At 71.3% G+C, this 19,870-nt stretch carries 17 protein-coding genes; 4 read left to right on the top strand and 13 right to left on the bottom strand.

Annotated elements, in window-relative coordinates:
- Positions 1 to 593 precede the first annotated feature (593 nt).
- Entirely contained in the window at positions 594 to 2,015 is a 1,422-nt protein-coding gene (locus JKV81_RS16060; RefSeq protein WP_129262338.1) for a hypothetical protein, read from the bottom strand.
- 283 nt (positions 2,016 to 2,298) lie between these two features.
- On the opposite strand from JKV81_RS16060, the gene JKV81_RS16055 reads away from it, so the two are divergent.
- Positions 2,299 to 3,156, top strand: coding sequence for a hypothetical protein (locus JKV81_RS16055; RefSeq protein WP_236056807.1), 858 nt, complete (start codon positions 2,299 to 2,301; stop codon positions 3,154 to 3,156).
- A gap of 67 nt (positions 3,157 to 3,223) precedes the next feature.
- Here JKV81_RS16055 and glnA read toward each other — a convergent pair whose 3' ends face one another.
- Positions 3,224 to 4,633, bottom strand: a complete 1,410-nt coding sequence (gene glnA / locus JKV81_RS16050; RefSeq protein ID WP_099176331.1) for a type I glutamate--ammonia ligase — start codon at positions 4,631 to 4,633, stop codon at positions 3,224 to 3,226.
- A gap of 222 nt (positions 4,634 to 4,855) precedes the next feature.
- On the opposite strand from glnA, the gene JKV81_RS16045 reads away from it, so the two are divergent.
- Positions 4,856 to 5,323 carry an RDD family protein gene (locus tag JKV81_RS16045; protein ID WP_099176330.1) on the top strand — a complete coding sequence of 156 codons (468 nt, stop codon included), beginning with the start codon at positions 4,856 to 4,858 and terminating at the stop codon, positions 5,321 to 5,323.
- A gap of 90 nt (positions 5,324 to 5,413) precedes the next feature.
- Here the strand turns inward: JKV81_RS16045 and JKV81_RS16040 are convergent, their stop codons facing one another.
- The 4 genes from JKV81_RS16040 to lipB all read right to left on the bottom strand — a co-directional run bounded on the left by JKV81_RS16040 (position 5,414) and on the right by lipB (position 8,511).
- Positions 5,414 to 6,121, bottom strand: a complete 708-nt coding sequence (locus JKV81_RS16040; RefSeq protein WP_124276851.1) for a DUF4191 domain-containing protein — start codon at positions 6,119 to 6,121, stop codon at positions 5,414 to 5,416.
- A 30-nt stretch (positions 6,122 to 6,151) separates the two neighbouring features.
- Positions 6,152 to 6,352 (bottom strand): SCO2195 family GlnR-regulated protein, encoded by a 201-nt coding sequence (locus JKV81_RS16035; protein ID WP_099176328.1) that lies wholly within the window; start codon positions 6,350 to 6,352, stop codon positions 6,152 to 6,154.
- 269 nt (positions 6,353 to 6,621) lie between these two features.
- Positions 6,622 to 7,590 carry a lipoyl synthase gene (lipA, locus tag JKV81_RS16030; RefSeq protein ID WP_129262334.1) on the bottom strand — a complete coding sequence of 323 codons (969 nt, stop codon included), beginning with the start codon at positions 7,588 to 7,590 and terminating at the stop codon, positions 6,622 to 6,624.
- A 111-nt stretch (positions 7,591 to 7,701) separates the two neighbouring features.
- The gene (lipB, locus tag JKV81_RS16025) at positions 7,702 to 8,511 is read right to left on the bottom strand and encodes a lipoyl(octanoyl) transferase LipB (RefSeq protein WP_129262332.1); all 810 of its coding nucleotides are present in this window, start codon (positions 8,509 to 8,511) and stop codon (positions 7,702 to 7,704) included.
- Positions 8,512 to 8,826: 315 nt separating this feature from the next.
- Here lipB and JKV81_RS16020 point away from each other — a divergent pair, with 315 nt between their 5' ends.
- Positions 8,827 to 10,419, top strand: coding sequence for an NsdA family TPR-like regulatory protein (locus JKV81_RS16020; protein ID WP_202076447.1), 1,593 nt, complete (start codon positions 8,827 to 8,829; stop codon positions 10,417 to 10,419).
- 6 nt (positions 10,420 to 10,425) lie between these two features.
- Here JKV81_RS16020 and JKV81_RS16015 read toward each other — a convergent pair whose 3' ends face one another.
- Both JKV81_RS16015 and JKV81_RS16010 read right to left on the bottom strand, forming a co-directional pair.
- Entirely contained in the window at positions 10,426 to 11,739 is a 1,314-nt protein-coding gene (locus JKV81_RS16015; RefSeq protein WP_202076446.1) for an NAD(P)/FAD-dependent oxidoreductase, read from the bottom strand.
- A 184-nt stretch (positions 11,740 to 11,923) separates the two neighbouring features.
- Entirely contained in the window at positions 11,924 to 12,823 is a 900-nt protein-coding gene (locus tag JKV81_RS16010; protein ID WP_129262326.1) for a TIGR01777 family oxidoreductase, read from the bottom strand.
- A 61-nt stretch (positions 12,824 to 12,884) separates the two neighbouring features.
- Here JKV81_RS16010 and JKV81_RS16005 point away from each other — a divergent pair, with 61 nt between their 5' ends.
- Complete coding sequence (locus JKV81_RS16005; protein ID WP_129262324.1) at positions 12,885 to 13,412, top strand: GNAT family N-acetyltransferase; 528 nt, start codon at positions 12,885 to 12,887, stop codon at positions 13,410 to 13,412.
- A 27-nt stretch (positions 13,413 to 13,439) separates the two neighbouring features.
- On the opposite strand, the gene JKV81_RS16000 is transcribed toward JKV81_RS16005, so the two are convergent.
- The 5 genes from JKV81_RS16000 to sucB form a co-directional block, all read right to left on the bottom strand.
- Entirely contained in the window at positions 13,440 to 13,961 is a 522-nt protein-coding gene (locus JKV81_RS16000) for a DUF4240 domain-containing protein (protein ID WP_124277234.1), read from the bottom strand.
- Positions 13,962 to 14,044: 83 nt separating this feature from the next.
- On the bottom strand, positions 14,045 to 15,013 hold the full coding sequence (locus JKV81_RS15995) for a helix-turn-helix transcriptional regulator (protein ID WP_129262322.1): 969 nt from the start codon (positions 15,011 to 15,013) through the stop codon (positions 14,045 to 14,047).
- Between the two features lie 99 nt (positions 15,014 to 15,112).
- Complete coding sequence (aceE, locus tag JKV81_RS15990; RefSeq protein WP_202076445.1) at positions 15,113 to 17,782, bottom strand: pyruvate dehydrogenase (acetyl-transferring), homodimeric type; 2,670 nt, start codon at positions 17,780 to 17,782, stop codon at positions 15,113 to 15,115.
- A gap of 264 nt (positions 17,783 to 18,046) precedes the next feature.
- Positions 18,047 to 18,670, bottom strand: coding sequence for a GntR family transcriptional regulator (locus tag JKV81_RS15985; RefSeq protein WP_099176320.1), 624 nt, complete (start codon positions 18,668 to 18,670; stop codon positions 18,047 to 18,049).
- Positions 18,671 to 18,820: 150 nt separating this feature from the next.
- The coding region (gene sucB, locus JKV81_RS15980) for a 2-oxoglutarate dehydrogenase, E2 component, dihydrolipoamide succinyltransferase (RefSeq protein ID WP_202076444.1) at positions 18,821 to 19,870 on the bottom strand (1,050 nt) is incomplete at its 5' end.

The following is a 19,870-nucleotide window of genomic DNA, read 5'->3' as shown; positions in this document are numbered from 1 at the left end:
ATCTTTAATCACACCTTCCGTCGTACGCGAACGCGCACACCGGCCCGCTCGGACACGGGTGAGGGCCGCCACCCCGACCTGGGGGTGGCGGCCCTCACCCGTGTTCCTGAGCTCAACGCGGTGGACCGGCCGTGCGGCCCACCCCGCTCCTAGAGGTCGAAGTACATGCCGGCATTGCCTCTGACCTGTACCAACGCCCCTCCCTAAGTCGTTCGGTGCACAACCGGTGCACCGGCGACATGCAGCGAACATTATTAGCCGGACGCTCCACACTGGACATACGACTTGAGGGGTGTCGGGCATTCACTCATCGGTACTCAGTGCTGACGGCTCTCCGCGGGTTTCACACCGGCAGGGGGTACCAACGGAACGCGCTGCCGCGGGCCCGGATCCGACACCTCGATCGTGCTCCTGCGAGGTCTCCCGGCAATCATGACCCGTCGGATTGTGCAGCTCGTTGCGGACTTGCCGCCAGGCGCGGATGATCTGCGGAAGCTTCGACAGCACCTCGCCTACCTGTGTCAGTACGAGTGTGAGGCAGCCGAAGGCGGCAAGGATGACAAGACTGAGGTTGTCCCAGCTCATGGGGCGCGCTAGCCGAGCAGAGCCTGGTACGAGATCCAGTCGAGGGCGTCCGCCCCGAGCCGGTCGGGCGCCTCGAGCAAAGCGGCCTCCACCGCCTCGAGGTCCGTGAGCGACTCAGGTGCCCCCGAGCGGTCCCGCACGGCGATTCGCTCCATCGCCGTGGCGACGGCACCGGTCCAGCCCGGCATACCGAAGTGATGGAGCGCCTTGAACGTGGCCGAAGCCGCTCTGTGCAGCAGCGCGGCGCGCCAGCCTTGTTCGCGCATCACCTCCCCGGTGAACCAGGTCCGGTCGTCAACCTGTTGGACCAACTCCGCCACGAACCCCGACGGCGCCATCCGCAGTGTGAAGCGCGAACCTCCGGCCCAGGGAAGGTCCACGTCCGAGGCGACCGCCACGAATGCGAGCAGCGACTCGGGCCCGTCGTCGCGCGCGGCCGTCAGAGCGGCATGGGCCCTGCGATACAGATCGACGCTCTGCGCGAAAATCTCCCCGTCGCTCGGCCCGTCGGTTGCCGCGCGGATCTCATCCAGCGGCCCCTCACGCCAGGCGTCGGCGACCAGGCCGACAGCTGCCGCGCTCACCAGGGCTTCCGTGTCGTCCGCGGTGATACCGAAGTGTGCAAGGACTGCTGGCGCGTGCTCCTCGATGTCCGGAAGCGGTCGGGTCTTCTCCTCGGCCGTGTCCTTCCCCACGAGGGCGGCAAGGCGGGGTGACAGGGGTTCGGGCTCCGGTTGCTCCACGGTGAATCCGTGCTCCGCCAGATCGTCGAAGACAGCGTCAGGGCCGCAGTCGATGTGCGAGGAGTCATGGCGCCCTGAACAGTCGTCGGCACATTCCAACTCCCCGCACATCTCGGGGTCCTCGGGCTGCGCCTCATTGATCAGGTGGTACACGAGCCGTTCCGCCACTGTCTCCCGCGCGGTGATCATGGCCAGGTCGAGCCGGAAGGCCTGGTCCTTCAGCTCCGTATCCGCACGGTCCGCGGAAGCGGGTGGCTCAGGTGCTTCCGGGACCCAGGCATACGCCGACTCCAGCGAGATGAGCAGCCAGGCGATGCGGAGAGCCTCGGTGTCCTCGTCTCCGGCCACCTTAGCCACTGCCTCAGCGGCTTCCCGTACGCGGTCGAGCCGGGCGAGGTGGCGCTCGCGCACCGGCAGCCAGGCCGTGGACTCCGCGTGGACCCGCTCGGCGTCCTGCGCCAGCGAGGCGTCCCGGTTCCGTCGTGCCCGGGTGACCAACCGGGTCAGACAGGGGCGGCATCCGAACAGGCCGGATGTCGGCGTCGGCCCGAGGGGGATGGCGGTGAGGTCCTCCCCGAAGGACTTCCCGCACAGGCGGCACTCCAGGCCGCCCGCCTGCCGGGACGTCGGCACGCCGGGTAGCACGGCGGCACGGATCGTGTGATGAGCGTAGGAAGGGATGTGCATGTTCGGCGACTCCTTGGGCGAAGGCGCTCTGTCGGCGCCGTCTCCATGCTCACTTCGCCGGACGGCCGCGAGTCACGGTTTGGCGGGTGGCCGGTCAACTTGACGAATCCTGTCTCAGCCCTGGCCTGCGACTTCTACCGTATGGACGGAACTTGACACTCGAGCAGGAGGAATCCCGTTGTCCGCTTCCGCCGCCGCTCCTCAACCTTCCGGCCCTCACAAGGAACTGACCGAAGCCCTGAAAGAACTGCACCGGGCCGCAGGCCGGTTGAGCTTCCGGAAGATGAGCGAACTCATCGGCCGCCGGGAGGACGACCGGCTGTCGGCCGCGAGTCACGAGACCGTTCGCTCCGCGGTCAACGGGATACGCGTGCCGCGCTGGGAGACCGTTCACGACATTGTCCTGGTGCTGGCGGGCCAGTGCAGTCCGCCCCGCGACGAGAAGTCGGAGACGGCCAGGTTCCTGCCGCTGTGGCGGGCGATCGGCGAAGGGGAGTCCGGAGCCCTGAAGTCGTTCCAGGAGCTGCTCAATGGCGGCTGGGGAGGCGAGGACGGCCGGTGGACCCCGGAACTGGTCATGGGAATGCTGATCAACCCCTTCATAGCCATCGAGATCCACCCCTCGCTGGCCGTACCGCACGAGCCGCAGATGACGGAGGACCAATGGGTCCAAGCGATGCTGCGGTTCATCGAGGAGCAGGGGGCAGAACACGCACTACGGGTTCTGCTGCACCTGCTGAAGGGCGACTACGTCGGGGCAGACGAAGGCGCACCGTACGGCTACCGCAACCCCGACCGGGAGGCCTTGGAGGCGCAGGCGGCCTTCCAGTACGGCTGCCAGAAGATCCTCGGGCGCCTGCGCCGCGAGCCGAACCTCCTCGCGGAGTCGATCCGCGCGATGCGCGCCGACGAGACGATGGACCGGGACGACAGGACCCAAATGCTGGAGAACGAGTCGGATCCGAGCCTGATGCGCGAGGTGATGATCGTGACGCCCGACACCTGGGACGAGGTCTCGGAAGAGGCCCACCACATGGTCTTCGGCTACCTGATCCAGCAGATCAGCCCTGTACGCCCACTCAGTCTCTCGGGCTCGGACCGGTTCACGATCGTCTGGCGGATCCCCGAACCACCCGAGTAGTAGCCTGCTTCCGCACGAAGGCCGCCACCCCGGAGCGGGGTGGCGGCCTTCGTGCGGAATTCACAGCCTAGAGGTCGAAGTACAGCTCGAACTCGTGCGGGTGCGGGCGCAGCTGGATCGGGGCGATCTCGTTGGTGCGCTTGTAGTCGATCCACGTCTCGATCAGGTCGGGCGTGAAGACGCCGCCGGCCTGGAGGTACTCGTGGTCGGCCTCGAGCGCGTCGAGGACCGCCGGGAGCGAGGTCGGGACCTGCTGGACGCTCGCGTGCTCCTCGGGAGCCAGCTCGTAGAGGTCCTTGTCGATCGGCTCCGGCGGCTCGATCTTGTTCTTGACGCCGTCCAGGCCGGCCATCAGCAGGGCCGAGAACGCCAGGTACGGGTTGGACGACGGGTCCGGGGCGCGGAACTCGACGCGCTTCGCCTTCGGGTTGGAGCCCGTGATCGGGATACGCATCGCGGCGGAGCGGTTGCGCTGCGAGTACACCATGTTGACCGGCGCCTCGAAGCCCGGGACCAGGCGGTGGTAGGAGTTCACCGTCGGGTTGGTGAAGGCCAGCAGCGACGGGGCGTGCTTCAGGATGCCGCCGATGTAGTAGCGCGCCATGTCCGAGAGGCCCGCGTAGCCCTGCTCGTCGTAGAACAGCGGCGAGCCGCCGGACCACAGGGACTGGTGGACGTGCATGCCCGAGCCGTTGTCACCGAAGATCGGCTTCGGCATGAACGTCGCGGTCTTGCCGTTGCGCCAGGCGACGTTCTTCACGATGTACTTGAAGAGCATCAGGTCGTCGGCCGCGGCGAGCAGCGTGTTGAACTTGTAGTTGATCTCGGCCTGGCCGGCGGTGCCGACCTCGTGGTGCTGGCGCTCGACCTGGAGGCCGTTCTTGTCCAGCTCCATGGAGATCTCGGCGCGCAGGTCGGCGAAGTGGTCGACCGGGGGCGTCGGGAAGTAGCCGCCCTTGTAGCGGACCTTGTAACCGCGGTTGTTCTCGACCGCACCGGTGTTCCAGGCGCCGGCCTCGGAGTCGATGTGGTAGAAGCTCTCGTTCGCCGACGTCTGGAAGCGGACGTTGTCGAAGACGTAGAACTCCGCCTCGGGGCCGAAGTACGCGGTGTCGGCGATCCCGGTCGAGGCGAGGTACGCCTCGGCCTTCTTGGCCACGTTCCGCGGGTCACGGCTGTACTGCTCGCCCGTGATCGGGTCGTGGATGAAGAAGTTGACGTTCACCGTCTTGTCGCGGCGGAACGGGTCGACACGGGCCGTGGACAGGTCCGCACGGAGCGCCATGTCCGACTCGTGAATGGCCTGGAAGCCGCGGATCGACGAGCCGTCGAAAGCCAGTTCATCGGCCGGGTCGAAGGTCGCCGCAGGGATCGTGAAGTGCTGCATCACACCCGGCAGGTCGCAGAACCGGACGTCGATGAACTTGACGTCGTTGTCGGCGATGTACTTCTGGACTTCGTCGGCGTTCTGGAACATCCAACTCCTCCTACTCCCGACCCGGGAAAGGGCGGGGTTGCAGCTCGTCTGTGTGGCCAGTGCGGTGGCACACGCTGGACCCGACCATAGGCAGACAGGATTTCTCCAGCATGACCCATTTGTTTCGCACAAGTTAACCAGGGCGCCGGTGGTCAGCACCTCAGCGACGTGTTCGGTGCCCCGCCCGGCGGGGTGCAAACCTGGGCGCAGTACCGTGGTCGGGTGGACAACAGGCAAGCAATCGGATCGTGGCTCTCGGGGCCCCGCGCGGCGGCCGAGGAGATGGGCGCCGACTTCGGTTACCGGGGCGAGCGCCTCGGTCTGCCCCAGGAAGGCCCGGGGTCCGTGGCCCCGCTCGGCCGGCGTTTCGGGGCTCTTTTCATCGACTGGGCCGCCTGCATGCTGATCGCATACGGGCTGATCGCTCGCGGTGACCAGCAGGCCGCGGGGAACTGGGCGCTCGGCGTCTTCCTCGTCCTGAGCCTGCTCACCGTCGGGACCGTCGGCTCCACCCCCGGCAAGCGGATCATGGGCCTGCGGGTCGTCGCCGAGGACGGCGGACGGCTCGGCACCGTGCGGGTCGTCCTGCGGACGGTGCTGCTGCTCCTGGTGATCCCGGCCATCGTCTGGGACCGCGACAGCCGCGGCCTCCACGACCGGCTGGCCCGCGCCGTCCAGGTCCGCATCTGAGACGTACGGGCAACCGAGGACGACAGAGAGCAGAGGAGCGGCCCCGGACGTGTACGTCGTCCGGGGCCGCTCCTCCGCGTACGTGCTCGGTCAGCGCATCTTTCCGCCGCGCGGCATCCGCATGCCCTTCGGCATCGGGCCCTTCGGCAGCGGCATGTTGCTCATCAGGTCGCCCATCGCCCGGAGCCGGTCGTTGGCCGCGGTCACCTGCGGGCCGGTCAGGACCCGCGGAAGCTTCAGCATCGTGGTGCGCACCTTCTTCAGCGGCACCTGGCCCTCGCCGTCACCGACGATGATGTCGTGCACCGGTACGTCGACGACGATGCGGGCCATCCGCTTCTTCTCGGCCGCCAGCAGGCTCTTCACCCGGTTCGGGTTGCCCTCGGCCACCAGGACGATGCCGGCCTTGCCGACCGCCCGGTGGACGACGTCCTGGCTGCGGTTCATCGCGACGGCCGGAGTCGTGGTCCAGCCACGGCCCACCCGGTCCAGCACCGCCGCTGCCGCGCCCGGCTGGCCCTCCATCTGTCCGAAGGCCGCACGCTCGGCACGCCGTCCGAAGATGATCGCCATCGCGAGGAAGGCCAGGACGAAGCCCAGGATGCCCGCGTAGACGGGGTGACCGATCAGGAAACCGATCGCGAGGAGGACACCGAAGGTGACGATTCCCACACCCGCGACGACGAGACCCACCTTGGGGTCCGACCGCCTGGTCATCTTGTAGGTCAGGGCGATCTGCTTGAGCCGCCCCGCGTTCTCGGCGCTGTCCGCGCCTTCAGTGTTTGCCTTCCTCGCCATGCAACGAAGTTTACGTGGCGCAGGAGCGACCTAGGAACGGTGGTCGGCCACAGCCTTCAGCACATGCTCCGCCTCGACCCGGTCCTGTGCCCTGCGGCGGTCCTCCAGGACGGCCGTCCAGGCGTTGCGGCGGGCGGTGCGCTGGCCGCTGCTCATGAGCAGCGACTCGACCGCGCGGAGCGCGGTGGTCACGGTCGGGATGGCGTTGGCTCGTACCGGTGCGGCGTGCATCGTGGGTGTTCCCCCTCGGAGCGGATGCGCGCGCCCGGCGCGCACTGAGTAGCGGGAAGCAATGACGACGGCGGCTGCGGAGCCACCGCGTATGTACCTAGGGTCACTGCTCGGTGTTACCAGTGCATGACCGGTCGGTCAAACACCAATGAAACTCTGATTTCGGCGGCGCGCACGCCGACGCGGCCCATACGGGCCCCCTGCCTGCGGGGGACGTACGGGCCGCGTCGTTGCGGGCGTTGACGCTCAGTAGCTGTCTGTGCGCCGATTCACACGGCGGAGGCGGTCGCGGCGGTCGCACCGCGCCGCTCCATCGCCTGCTGGAAGAGACGTCCCGCGCGGTACGAGGAACGCACCAGCGGGCCGGACATGACGCCCGAGTAACCGATCGCGTCGGCCTCGTCCTTCAGCTCGACGAACTCCTGCGGCTTCACCCAGCGCTCGACGGGGTGGTGCCGCGCGGAGGGCCGCAGGTACTGCGTAATCGTGATCAGCTCGCAACCCGCGTCGTACAGGTCCTGGAGCGCCTCGCTGACCTCCTCGCGGGTCTCGCCCATGCCGAGGATCAGGTTGGACTTCGTCACCAGGCCGGCCTCGCGGGCCCGCGTGATGACCTCCAGGGAGCGCTCGTAACGGAAGCCGGGGCGGATCCGCTTGAAGATCCGCGGCACCGTCTCGACGTTGTGCGCGAGCACCTGCGGGCGCGAGGAGAAGACCTCGGCGAGCTGCGCGGGCTCCGCGTTGAAGTCGGGGATCAGCAGCTCCACCTTGGTGGCGCCGCCCTCCCGCTCCGCGGTCTGGGCGTGGATCTGGCGCACGGTCTCCGCGTACAGCCACGCGCCGCCGTCGTCCAGGTCGTCGCGGGCGACGCCGGTGATCGTGGCGTAGTTCAGGTCCATCGTCACGACGGACTCGCCCACGCGGCGCGGCTCGTCACGGTCCAGCGCCTGCGGCTTCCCCGTGTCGATCTGGCAGAAGTCACAGCGCCGGGTGCACTGGTCGCCGCCGATGAGGAACGTCGCCTCGCGGTCCTCCCAGCACTCGTAGATGTTCGGACAGCCGGCCTCCTGGCACACGGTGTGCAGTCCCTCGCTCTTCACGAGCGCCTGCATCTTCGTGTACTCGGGGCCCATCTTCGCCCGGGTTTTGATCCACTCGGGCTTGCGCTCGATGGGGGTCTGGCTGTTTCGGACCTCCAGGCGCAGCATCTTGCGCCCGTCGGGTGCGACACCGGACACTCCGGCACCCCTTTGCTTTCGCTGCATTGGATTCTTCGGCGAACACCAGGGTACGCCCGTGGTTAGAACGGCCTTGCGTCTGGCCAACCTGTGGCCGACAGGGCCTATTCCCTACGCCGACGCGACCGGCTCCTTCGGCGCGACGACGCGGGGCGCGAGATCCGCGTTCTCCAGGACGTCCCGCAGGTGCCTCTCGGCGACCGGGAGCACGTCGTCGATCGTGACCTCGCGGCCCAGCTCGTACGAGAGCGAGGTGACGCCCGCGTCCCGGATGCCGCACGGCACGATCCGGTCGAACGAGGTGTTGTCCGGGTTCACGTTCAGGGAGAAGCCGTGCATGGTCACTCCCTTGGCGACCCGGATGCCGATCGCGGCCAGCTTGCGGTCCTCGCGGCGCTGCCCGGCGTTGGACGGCGCGTACTCGGGGCCGTTCAGCCGGGGGTCGAACTCCTCGTCGTGGAGCCGGGGGTCGAAGTCGAGCGAGAGCCCGCCGAGCGCGGGACGGTCCTCGACCGGGTCGCCCAGGACCCAGACGCCGCTGCGGCCCTCGACCCGGCTGGTCTCCACGCCGAACTCCGCAGCCGTGCGGATCAGGGCGTCCTCCAGGCGGCGGACGTGGGCGACCACGTCCACCGGGCGGGGCAGCTTGAGGATCGGATAGCCGATGAGCTGTCCCGGACCGTGCCAGGTGATCTTCCCGCCGCGGTCGACGTCGATGACGGGGGTGCCGTCCAGCGGGCGCTCGCTCTCCGTCGTGCGCCTCCCCGCCGTGTAGACGGACGGGTGCTCGAGGAGCAGGCAGGTGTCGGGGACGGTGTCCTCGAACCGGGCGGCATGAACCTCGCGCTGCTTCTGCCAGGCCTCCTGGTAGTCGACGCGTTCCTCACCGAATCCCAGACGGACGAACCGCAGCTCACTCACTCGGGTGCCTCCCTACTCGCGGTGCCGGAGGGCCGGGGGGAGTCCCCGGAGCCACGTCACCATGCACTGATGTGCGCCCTGAGCCACTGTACGACCGCTCCGGAGGACGGCGTCCGGCAGGTTACGGACAGGGCGCCTTCCGTCAGCGATCCGACAATCCTCACACGATCGGATGAACGTGGAGCGAAGGCCGTCGCCGCCACCGCCGGGGCGGTTAAGTTCGCGCCGTTCCATAACGGGCTCGCCCGCTCCCAAACGTGGGGGAGCCCGTAAGGGCTGCCCGCCCGGCGCCGAAGGCAGGAGACCTTACAGCTGATGTCGGAACGACCTCCGCAGCGCACCCCGAACCGGCGGCTCGCTGCCCTCATCGCGGAGGCCGGGTTCTCCCATGCGGGCCTGGCCCGCCGGGTGGACCAGCTCGGCCTCGAACACGGGCTCGACCTGCGATACGACAAGACCTCGGTGACCCGCTGGCTGCGCGGCCAGCAGCCCCGGGGCACCACCCCCGCGCTGATCGCCGAGGTCTTCACCCGACGGCTGGGACGCCGGCTCTCCGCACAGGACCTGGGCCTGGACGCGTGCGCGCCCGTCTACGCCGGCCTGGAGTTCGCGGCCACGCCCGCCGAGGCCGTCGACATCGTCAGCGGGCTCTGGCGCAAGGACTCCGGCAGCCACGCGGAGCTGCGCAAGATCGCGTTCACGCCCGCCGGACTGGTCGTCCCCAGCAGGGACTGGCTGATCGGCCGGGCCGACGAATGGGTCGGCCGCGGCGAGCCGCAGGACCGTGCGAACGGCTCCGCCGGCCTGCCCGGTCCCCGTACGCCCGCCGAGGGGCACGGGAACCGGCCCCCGCACGGGCCCGCCGCCCCCGGCACGGCGTACGGGGCGGGGGCCAACGGCGCACGGCCCGGCGCCACCCGGGGCCCCGCGCCCTCCCGTCCGCCCGCGCCCGCCCCGCCGCTCCTCGGCGTCCCGCGCCAGCGGCAGACCGACCGCGGCGCGGGCCAGCGGGTCGGCAGCGGTGACGTCGCCGCCCTGCGCTCGGTGGGCGAGCTCTTCCGCACCCTGGACAACGCCTACGGCGGCGGTCACGCCAGGCAGGCCCTCGTCCGGTACCTGGAGCACGAGGCCGAGCCCATGCTCCGCGGGAGCTACGGCGAGGCGCTGGGCCGGCGGCTGTTCGCGGCCGCCGCCGATCTGACCCGGCTCGCCGGATGGACCTCGTACGACATCGCGGCGCACGGCCTCGCCCAGCGCTACTTCGTCCAGGCCCTCCGGCTCGCCCAGGCCGCCGGGGACCGGGCGTACGGCGCCTTCGTCCTGATCACGATGAGCCGGCAGGCGGTCTACCTCGGGCACGGCAGGGAGGCCGTCCAGCTCGCCCGCGTCGCCCAGCAGGGCATCGGCTCGTCGGCGCCGCCCGTCGTGCTGGCCCTGCTGCACTCGGTCGAGGCCCGGGGGCACGGCGTCCTCGGGGAGACCAGGCAGTGCGTCGCCGCCCTGGCGCGGGCGGAACGCGCGCTGGGGATCTCCCGGCCCGGGGACGACGTGCCGTACTGGGCCCGGTACTTCGACGAGGCCCAGCTCGCCGACGAGTTCGGCCACTGCCACCGCGACCTCCAGCAGTACCGCGTCGCCGCGCAGCACGCCGAGCGGTCGCTCCAGCTGCGCGCGCCGGCGTACGCCCGGAGCAGGCTGTTCTGCCGGGTGGTGCTCGCCTCCGCGCGGCTCGGCCTCGGCGAGCTGGACCAGGCCTGCCTGCTGGGCGCCGAGGCGGCCCAGCAGGCGGCGGAGATGCGGTCGGTGCGCGCCACGGAGTACGTACGCGACTTCGAGCGCCGCCTGGAGCCGTACCGCGACGCCGTCGCCGTGCGCGGCTACCGCGACCGGGTCGCCGCGCTCGGCTGACCGGCCTCAGGCGGCGGCCGGCAGCTCCGTCCCGTCGCCCTGCCGCAGGCGCACCCCCAGGTCCGTGAGGATCGCCGAGGCGGCGCGCCTGCCGGAGCGCAGCGCGCCCTGGACGGTGCTGGTGTCGCGGTGGTCGCCGCACACGTACAGCCCGGCGAGCAGCCGGACCGGCCGGTGCGGATCGTGCGGCGGCGGCATGGCCGGGACCGCCTCCGGGTCGTGACGGGCGGCCAGCAGCTCCCAGTCGCCGGTGGGGGTGCCGTAGAGCCTGGCCAGATGGGCGCGTACCTCGCCGTCGAGGTCCCCGGGCGGGGTGCCGAGCACCGTGGAGGTGATGAGCGCCCGGCCGCGCGGGGCGCGCGAGGGGTCGACCTCGCTCATCACGACGGTGTGCGCGACCGGACCCGAGCGGTCCGCGTCCAGCAGCAGACGGCCACCGGTCGGCGGTGCCTCCCGGGCGGTGTGGTGCAGCACGGTCACCGGGTGGAAGGCGGGCGTCCGCAGCCCGGGCAGCAGTTCGGCGGCGGCCCCCGCGCCGGTGGCCAGCAGGAGCGACCGGCAGCTCAGCTCACCGTGTTCCTTGGTGCGTACGGAGGTGATGTCGGCCCCCGTGACATGCACCCCGGTGCGCACGGTCCCCGGCGGCAGGGAGGCCGCCAGCAGCTCGGGCAGCGTCGCCGAGCCGCCCGAGGGCACGCAGAGCCCGCCGCGCGCGTAGTCCCGGAGCGCGAGGTCGGCCATACGGCTGGACGTGGTCAGCCCGGGGTCGGCGAGCAGCGCCGAGAGCAGCGGGCGCAGGAAGCCGCCGACCGTACGGGGCGGCAGGCCCCGCGCCGACAGGGCGTCGAGTGCCGTCCTGTCGGGCCGGGCCAGGATCCGGGAGTCCCCGGTGGTGGCGAGACGGGCCAGCCAGGCGCCGAGCCTGGCCTGTTCGATGGCCCCGCCCAGGGGGGCGTGAGGGGCGCTCGGCCGGGAGCGTACGGCGCGGAGTGCGCCCCTCGCGCTCCGCACGTCCCCGGCGCTGTACCGCCGCCCCCCGCTGTGGACGAGCACCCCGGGGGCGAAGTCCCGCAGCACCAGCCCTTCGAGCCCCGGTGTGCCGCTCAGCTCCGGATACGCGGAGCTGAGCAGCGGACCCAGATGGTCGAGCCGGAACCCGTCCAGGTCCTGGGTGGCCATCCGGCCGCCCACGTGCGGGGCGGCCTCCAGGACGCTGACGCCCACCCCTGCGCCGATCAGCCGGTGGGCCGCCGACAGGCCGGCGATCCCGGCCCCGATGATGACCACATCCGCGTGGTCCGCTGTGTGTGCCCCGATCACGTGCCCCTCCCCGAGTCGGTGCGACTGCTGGGGGGCTATTGCCCCCAACAGGCCCCCGGAATGCCCGAGTTCGGGATGAGGCTAGGCGTATGGCCGAGAGAGGCGCAGTCGCGCGCACCCCGGGCACCGGAGCACGGGGTCGCACGGCGGCCCGGTGCGGGGCCCGGACGGCGCCGGGCCGTGGTCAGCGCAGTGCGGCGCGGATGGCGTCGTCGATGCCGGGGAAGGCGAACGCGAAGCCCGAGTCGAGAAGTTGGCCGGGCAGCACCCGCTGGCTGGCCAGGACGTCCCCGGCGAACTCGCCCAGCGCCGCCTTCAGCGCGGGCGCCGGGGCGGTGAACAGGGTCGGACGCCGCAGCACCCGTCCCATGGCGGCCGTCACCTCGCCGTTGGTGACGGGGGAGGGGCCCGTCAGATTCACCGGCCCGGACAGCGTCTCCGTGTCCAGGATGTGCCGCAGGGCCGCGATGTGGTCGTGCAGCGCGATGAAGCTCCAGTACTGCCGGCCGTCCCCCATCCGGCCGCCGAGCCCCGCCTTGAACAGCGGGAAGAGCCGGCCCCAGGCGCCGCCCCGCCGGGAGACGACCAGACCGGTCCGTGCGTGGACCGTGCGGACGCCCGCCTCCTCGGCGGGAGCCGTGGCCTCCTCCCACTCCACACAGACCGACGGCAGGAAGCCCTCACCGGGCGGCGCGCCCTCGTCGACGGCACGGTCACCGGTGTCGCCGTAGAAGCCGATGGCCGACCCGGACAGCAGCACCTTCGGCGGGGTGTCCAGGGACGCCACGGCCTCGGCGACGGCCGCCGTGCCCAGCACCCGGCTGTCACGGATCTCCTGCTTGTACGCCTCGGTCCACCGGTGGTCCCCGACCCCGGCCCCGGCGAGGTGGACGACGGCGTCGCAGCCGACCAGGCCCGCCACATCGACGTACTGGCGTTTCGGGTCCCACTCCACCTCGTCACCGGTGGCGGCCGGGCGGCGCACCAGGCGCACCACCTCGTGCCCGTCGGCGCGGAGCGAGCGCACGAGCGCCGCCCCGATGAGTCCGGTCGATCCGGTGACGGCGATGCGTGAGCGCGGCATGACGACCATCCTGCCCCATGGGCCTCCGGTGACACGGAACCCGCATGGCACAGTGGCGCGCATGTCCGCGCCGCGCTTCAGCTCCCTCCGCCCCGTCCGCCCCGCCGTGCCCGGGGACGGGCCCGCGCTCGGCGAGCTCGACCGGGCCACCTGGTCGACCCTCCACGCCGTACAGCCGAGGCCGCAGCCGCCGTACGAGCCGTTCTTCGACGACCGGCACCGGCCGGAGGACATCCTGGTGGCCGAGGCCGCCGCAGGCGGGGTCGAGGTGCGCATCGCCGGATATCTGCGGCTCGCCCGCCCGACGCCTCTCGCCTGCAACGCGCACGTACGCCAGATACAGGGGCTCGCGGTCGCCGGCTGGGCGCGGCGCCACGGCGTCGCGCGGGCGCTCCTGCGCGCCGCGTACGCCGAGGCGCGGCGGCAGGGCGCCGGGCGGCTCACCCTGCGGGTGCTCGGCCACAACAGCGCCGCGCGGGCGCTCTACGAGGCCGAGGGCTTCGCCGTCGAGGGCGTCCTGCCGGGTGAGTTCTTCCTGGGCGGGCGGTACGTCGACGACGTCCTGATGGGCCGTTCGCTGACGGCCTGAACCGGGCGGACGGCAGCCGGGCGCGGATCAGACCGGACCGAAGCGTTCCCAGAGCGCGGGGTAGCGCTCCGCCAGCGCCGCGTCGTCGTCGAAGCCGAAGGGCGTACCCGCCGGCTCCGCGGCCTGCGGCGGCAGCCCCAGGTCGGGGGCGACGGCCCCGGTGAGCTGCTCGTAGGCCTCGTCGGCGGCGTAGCCGATGTCCTCGCCGTCCCCGTCGAGCTCGTCGTCGAAGTCGTCCAGCAGCTCGGCCAGGCTGTCCGGGTCGTGCATCGCGCCCTCGAAGACCTCCCGGCCCTGGCCGATCAGCCAGCAGCGGAAGTAGTCGAAGGCGTCGTCGCTGGCCCCGCCGAGCAGCACGGCCGCCGCGCCCCACAGGTCCCAGCGGTAGGCGCGGTTGTAGCGGGCCTCGAAGTGCCTGGCGAAGTCCAGCACGGAGTCGGGATCGAGCCGCACCAGCCGTTCGACGAGCAGGTCGGCGTGGTCCTCGGGGTCGCCCTCGGCGGCCTCGCGGGTGCTGTCGATGATCTCCCAGAACTCCGTCTCGTCCATCACGGGTCCAGCATCTGCCCCGGCGGCGGGCGACGCACGCCCAGACACCGAATTGAAGCCTTCGGCCTCACTTCCGGGTCCCTTCAGCGGTAGAGGTCGCGCAGTCGTTCGGCCGTACCGGCAAAGCGTTCGCGCAGGGCGGCGGGGGCCAGGACCTCCACCTCGGGCCCGAGGGCCAGCAGCTGTTCGTACGCCACCTCGGCGGACTCGACCGGCAGGACGACCGTGCGCCGGCCCTCCGCGTCCGGCGCCCCGGCCCCCGCCAGCGCCTCGTCGGCCGCGGCCCGGTCCACGGCGTGGGGGAGCCGCCGTACGCCGTCCTCCGACAGCCGTACGGTCACCTCGGTGCGCAGGATCGACCGGGCGAACTGCGCGGCCCGATCCGCCCAGAAGCGCGGCAGGTCGAAGCCCTCGTCCCGGACGAACCGGGTCTCCGACACGTCGACGGAGGCGAACCGGTCGATCCGGTACACCCGGTAGTCGTCCCCGGCCCGGGCACAGACGTACCAGACCCCGGCCTTCAGGACGAGACCGTACGGAGCGAGCTCCCGCTCCACCTCGTCCGAGGCCCGGCGGCGGTAGCGCGCCAGGACGAGCCGGTCGTCCCAGACGGCCTCCGCGACGGCGGGCAGCAGCTCGGGAGTGGCCGGATCCTGGTACCAGCCCGGGGCGTCCAGGTGGAAGCGCTGGGCGGCGGTCCGCGAGGCGTCCCGGAGCGAGGGGAGCAGGGCCGCCGTCACCTTCAGCCGGGCCGCCGACGCCGCGTCGTCGAGCCCCATCTCGCGCAGGGCGGAGGGCAGCCCGGACAGGAAGAGCGCCTCGGCCTCGTGGCGGGCGAGCCCGGTGAGCCGCGTCCGGTAGCCACCGACGAGCCGGTAGCCGCCGGCCCGGCCCCGGTCGGCGTACACGGGCACACCAGCCTCGGAGAGCGCCTGGGCGTCCCGGGTCACGGTGCGCTCCGAGACCTCCAGCTCCCGGGCCAGCTGTGAGGCGGTCATGGAGGGCCGGGACTGCAGGAGCAGCACCATCTTGATCAGCCGGGCAGCACGCATGAACCCATTGTGGGGCGCCCGGAGCACGCGGCTGAGGACGCGGCGGAGAACGCGGCGGGGGCGGGTACCGGGCGACCCGGTACCCGCCCCCGCGCGGACTCACATGCCGTACTTCTCCCGGGCCTCCTTGACCTTGGAGGCCGAGATCTCGCCACGGCGGGCCAGCTGGGCCAGCGCGGCGACCGCGACGGACTCGGCGTCGACACCGAAGTGGCGACGGGCGCCCTGGCGGGTGTCGGAGAGGCCGAAGCCGTCCGTGCCGAGCGAGGACCAGTCCTGCTCCACCCACTGGCTGATGGAGTCCGGGACCGCGCGCATCCAGTCGCTGACCGCGAGGACCGGGCCCGGCGCACCGGAGAGCGCCTGGGTCACGTAGGGCACGCGCTCCTCGCCGCGGAGCAGTGCCTCGTCGGACTCCAGCGCGTCGCGGCGCAGCTCGCCCCACGAGGTGGCGGACCAGACGTCGGCCGTGACACCCCAGTCGGCGGCCAGCAGCTCCTGGGCCTCCAGGGCCCAGTGGATCGCCGTACCGGAGGCGAGCAGCTGGAGGCGCGGGGCGTCCGCCTCGGCGGGCACGCCCTCCTTGAAGCGGTACAGGCCCTTGACGATGCCGTCCTCGACGCCTTCCGGCATCGCGGGCTGCTGCTTCGGCTCGTTGTAGACCGTCAGGTAGTAGAAGACGTTCTCGGCCTCGGGGCCGTACATCCGGCGCAGACCGTCCTTGACGATCACCGCGATCTCGTACGCGAACGCCGGGTCGTAGTTGAGCGACGCCGGGTTCGTGGACGCGATCAGGTGCGAGTGGCCGTCCGCGTGCTGGAGACCCTCACCCGTCAGCGTCGTACGGCCCGCCGTGGCGCCCACGATGAAGCCCTTGCCGAGCTGGTCGGCGAGCTGCCACATCTGGTCGCCGGTCCGCTGCCAGCCGAACATCGAGTAGAAGATGTAGAACGGGATCATCGTCTCGCCGTGCGTCGCGTACGACGAGGCGGCGGCGATGAAGTCGGCCATGGCCCCGGCCTCGGTGATCCCCTCGTTGAGGATCTGGCCGTCCTTGGCCTCCTTGTAGTACATCAGCTGGTCGCGGTCGACCGGCTCGTACGTCTGGCCGAGCGGCGAGTAGATGCCGGCCGAGGGGAACAGCGACTCCATACCGAAGGTACGGGCCTCGTCCGGGACGATCGGAACCCAGCGCCTGCCGGTCTCCTTGTCCCGCATCAGGTCCTTCACCAGGCGGACGAACGCCATGGTGGTGGCCATCTCCTGCTTGCCGGACCCCTTGTACAGGGCCTTGAACGCGCGCTCCTCCGGCTGGGGCAGCGCCACGGCGTGCACCCGGCGGGCGGGGGCAGGACCGCCGAGGGCGGCACGGCGCTCCTGGAGGTAGCGGACCTCGGGGGAGTCGGCGCCCGGGTGGCCGTAGGGGACGAGACCGTCCTCGAAGGCGCTGTCCGGGATCGGGAGGCCGAGCAGCTCGCGCATGCCCTTGAACTCGTCGACCGACAGCTTCTTCATCTGGTGGTTGGCGTTCTTGGACTCGAAGCCCTTGCCGAGCGTGTAGCCCTTGACCGTCTGGGCCAGGATCACGGTCGGCGCGCCCTTGTGCTCCAGGGCCGCGCGGTAGGCCGCGTAGACCTTGCGGGCCTCGTGGCCGCCGCGGGAGCTGTAGAAACACTCGGCGATCTTCGCGTCGCTCAGGAGTTTCGCCAGCTCGGCGAGGGCGGGCTCGGCGCCGAAGAAGTGCTCGCGGATGTAGGCCACGTCGCGCGTCGCGTACGTCTGGAACTGCGCGTCCGGGACCTCGCGGAGGCGGCGGATCAGCGCGCCCGTGGTGTCCAGCTGGAACAGCTCGTCCCAGGCGTTGCCCCAGAGCGTCTTGATGACGTTCCAGCCGGCGCCGCGGAACGCGCCCTCCAGCTCCTGGACCACGCGGAAGTTGGCGCGGACCGGGCCGTCGAGGCGCTGCAGGTTGCAGTTGATGACGAAGGTCAGGTTGTCGAGCTGCTCACGCGCCGCGAGGGCGAGGGCGGCGGTCGACTCGGGCTCGTCCATCTCGCCGTCGCCCAGGAAGGCCCAGACGTGCGAGTTCGACGTGTCCTTGATGCTGCGGTTGGTCAGATAGCGGTTGAAGCGCGCCTGGTAGATCGCCGAGAGCGGGCCGAGGCCCATCGAGACGGTGGGGAACTCCCACAGCCAGGGCAGCCGCCGCGGGTGCGGGTAGGACGGCAGGCCGTCGCCCCCGGACTCCTGGCGGAAGTTGTCGAGCTGCTGCTCGGAGAGGCGGCCGTCGAGGAAGGCGCGGGCGTAGATGCCGGGCGAGGCGTGGCCCTGGATGTAGAGCTGGTCGCCGGAGCCGTCACCTTCCTTGCCGCGGAAGAAGTGGTTGAAGCCGGTCTCGTACAGCCAGGCCGCCGAGGCGAACGTGGCGATGTGGCCTCCGACGCCGTACCGGGCGCCACGGGTGACCATCGCGGCCGCGTTCCAGCGGTTCCACGCGGTGATCTTCGATTCCATCTCCAGGTCGCCGTCGAACTCGGGCTCGGCGGAGGTGGGGATGGTGTTGACGTAATCGCTCTCCAGCAGCTTGGGCAGCGCGATGCCGGCGCCCTCAGCGTGCTGGAGCGAACGCCGCATCAGGTACGCGGCGCGGTGCGGGCCCGCGGCCTTGGTGACGGCGTCCAGGGAGGCCGCCCACTCGGCGGTCTCCTCGGGGTCGCGGTCCGGGAGCTGGTCGAGCTCGCTCGGAAGCTGTGCTACGGGGTCGGTCATGATCGCCGCCTTCCGGAGTGGAGGGGGGTGGAGAAGGCCCTGACTGGCAGGACAGGGCGATCGGGCCGGTGGGCCCGCGACTGAACTGTAAGTCGCCGATCGATGATCGATCAAAGGGTGAAGGGCAAAACTTCTCGATATGAAGAAAAGTGGCATGCGGTGCCGCGAAACGGGGCACGGAGTGACGGGATCAAGGGGGTGAAACGGGCACCGGCCCGCACGGCCGAGCGCCTGTCCCCACAGATGGGCGACAGGCCGTACCGCTCAGGCGCGCGGCGCGCACCCGAGGACGTGCTCCTTCACCAGCACGGCGATCGCCGGGTCGCGCCGCAGGAACGCCTCGATGAGGGCCTCGTGCTCCTCCGCGTACGACTTCTGCACCGTGCCCAGCCAGCGGATCGACAGGGCCGTGAACACCTCGATGCCCAGCCCCTCCCAGGTGTGCAGCAGCACCGCGTTGCCCGCGGCGCGCACCATCTCCCGGTGGAAGGCCACCGTGTGCCGCACCTGCGCCTCGCCGTCCGCCAGCCGGTCCGCCTCGTACAGCGCCGTCACGTGCGGGGTGAGCGCCGAGCAGTCCTCGCCGAGCGCGGGGGCGGCCAGCTCCGCCGCGATCTGCTCCAGCCCGGCCCGTACGGGATAGCTCTCCTCCAGATCGGCCGCGGTCAGATTGCGCACCCGGACGCCCTTGTTGGGCGCCGACTCGATCAGCCGCAGCGTCTCCAGCTCCCGCAGCGCCTCGCGCACGGGCGTCTGGCTGACCTCCAGCTCGGTGGCGATGCGGCGCTCCACGATGCGCTCACCCGGCTTCCAGCGCCCGCTGACTATCCCTTCCACGATGTGCTCGCGGATCTGTTCGCGCAGCGAGTGGACGACGGGCGGGGTCATGGGGGGCTCCTTCGGGGGCGAACCGGTGCTGCCTGCGCCGACACGGCGGCCGGGGGTGACCGGCTGGTGTCTAGACAATACGGCGGCGCCCCCGCCCGGAAGGGTTCCGGACGGGGGCGCCGCTGGTGAGGCTGGTTACAGCCGGCCGGTTCAGAGGCCGAGCTCGACCTCGAACTCGCCCGCCTCCAGGATCGCCTTGACCGTGGTCAGGTAACGGGCGGCGTCCGCGCCGTCCACCAGACGGTGGTCGTAGGAGAGCGAGAGGTACGTCATGTCGCGGACGCCGATGACGGTGCCCTCGGCGGTCTCGATGACCGCCGGACGCTTGACGGTGGCGCCGATGCCCAGGATGGCCGCCTGGTTCGGCGGGACGATGACCGTGTCGAACAGCGCACCGCGCGAACCGGTGTTGCTGACGGTGAAGGTCGCGCCGGACATGTCGTCCGGGGTGAGGCCGCCACCGCGGGCCTTGCCGGCCAGCTCGGCGGTCTTCTTCGCGATACCGGCGATGTTCAGGTCGCCCGCACCCTTGATGACCGGGGTCATCAGACCCTTCTCGGCGTCCACGGCGATGCCGATGTTCTCCGAGTCGAAGTACGTGATGGTGCCCTCGTCCTCGTTGATCCGGGCGTTGACGACCGGGTGGGCCTTCAGCGCCTGGGCCGCCGCCTTCACGAAGAACGGCATCGGGGACAGCTTGACGCCCTCACGGGCGGCGAAGGACTCCTTCGCCTGGTTGCGCAGCTTCATCAGCTTCGTGATGTCGACCTCGAGGACCGAGGTCAGCTGCGCCTGCGAGTGCAGGGCCTTCATCATGTTGTCGCCGATGACCTTGCGCATGCGGGTCATCTTGACCGTCTGACCGCGCAGCGGCGACGCCTCGAGCTTCGGCGCGGCCTTGGCCGCGGGAGCGGCGGCGGCGGCCGGAGCCGGAGCAGCGGCGGCCTTGGCGGCCTCCGCGGCGGCGACGACGTCCTGCTTGCGGATGCGGCCACCGACACCGGTGCCCTTGACCGCGCCCAGGTCGACGCCGTTCTCGGCGGCGAGCTTGCGGACCAGCGGCGTGACGTACGCGCCGTCGTCACCGGAAGGCGCGGCCGGTGCGGCCGGAGCCGGGGCGGCGGCGGCCGGAGCCGGAGCAGCCGGGGCGGGTGCGGCAGGTGCCGGGGCGGCCTGGGCCGGAGCGGCGGGCGCGGCCGG

The sequence above is a fragment of the Streptomyces silvae genome (assembly GCF_016745505.1).
Classification (GTDB): Bacteria; Actinomycetota; Actinomycetes; order Streptomycetales; family Streptomycetaceae; genus Streptomyces; species Streptomyces silvae.
Note: the sequence above shows the minus strand (reverse complement) of the source record. Positions and strands in the feature narration are given on the sequence as shown.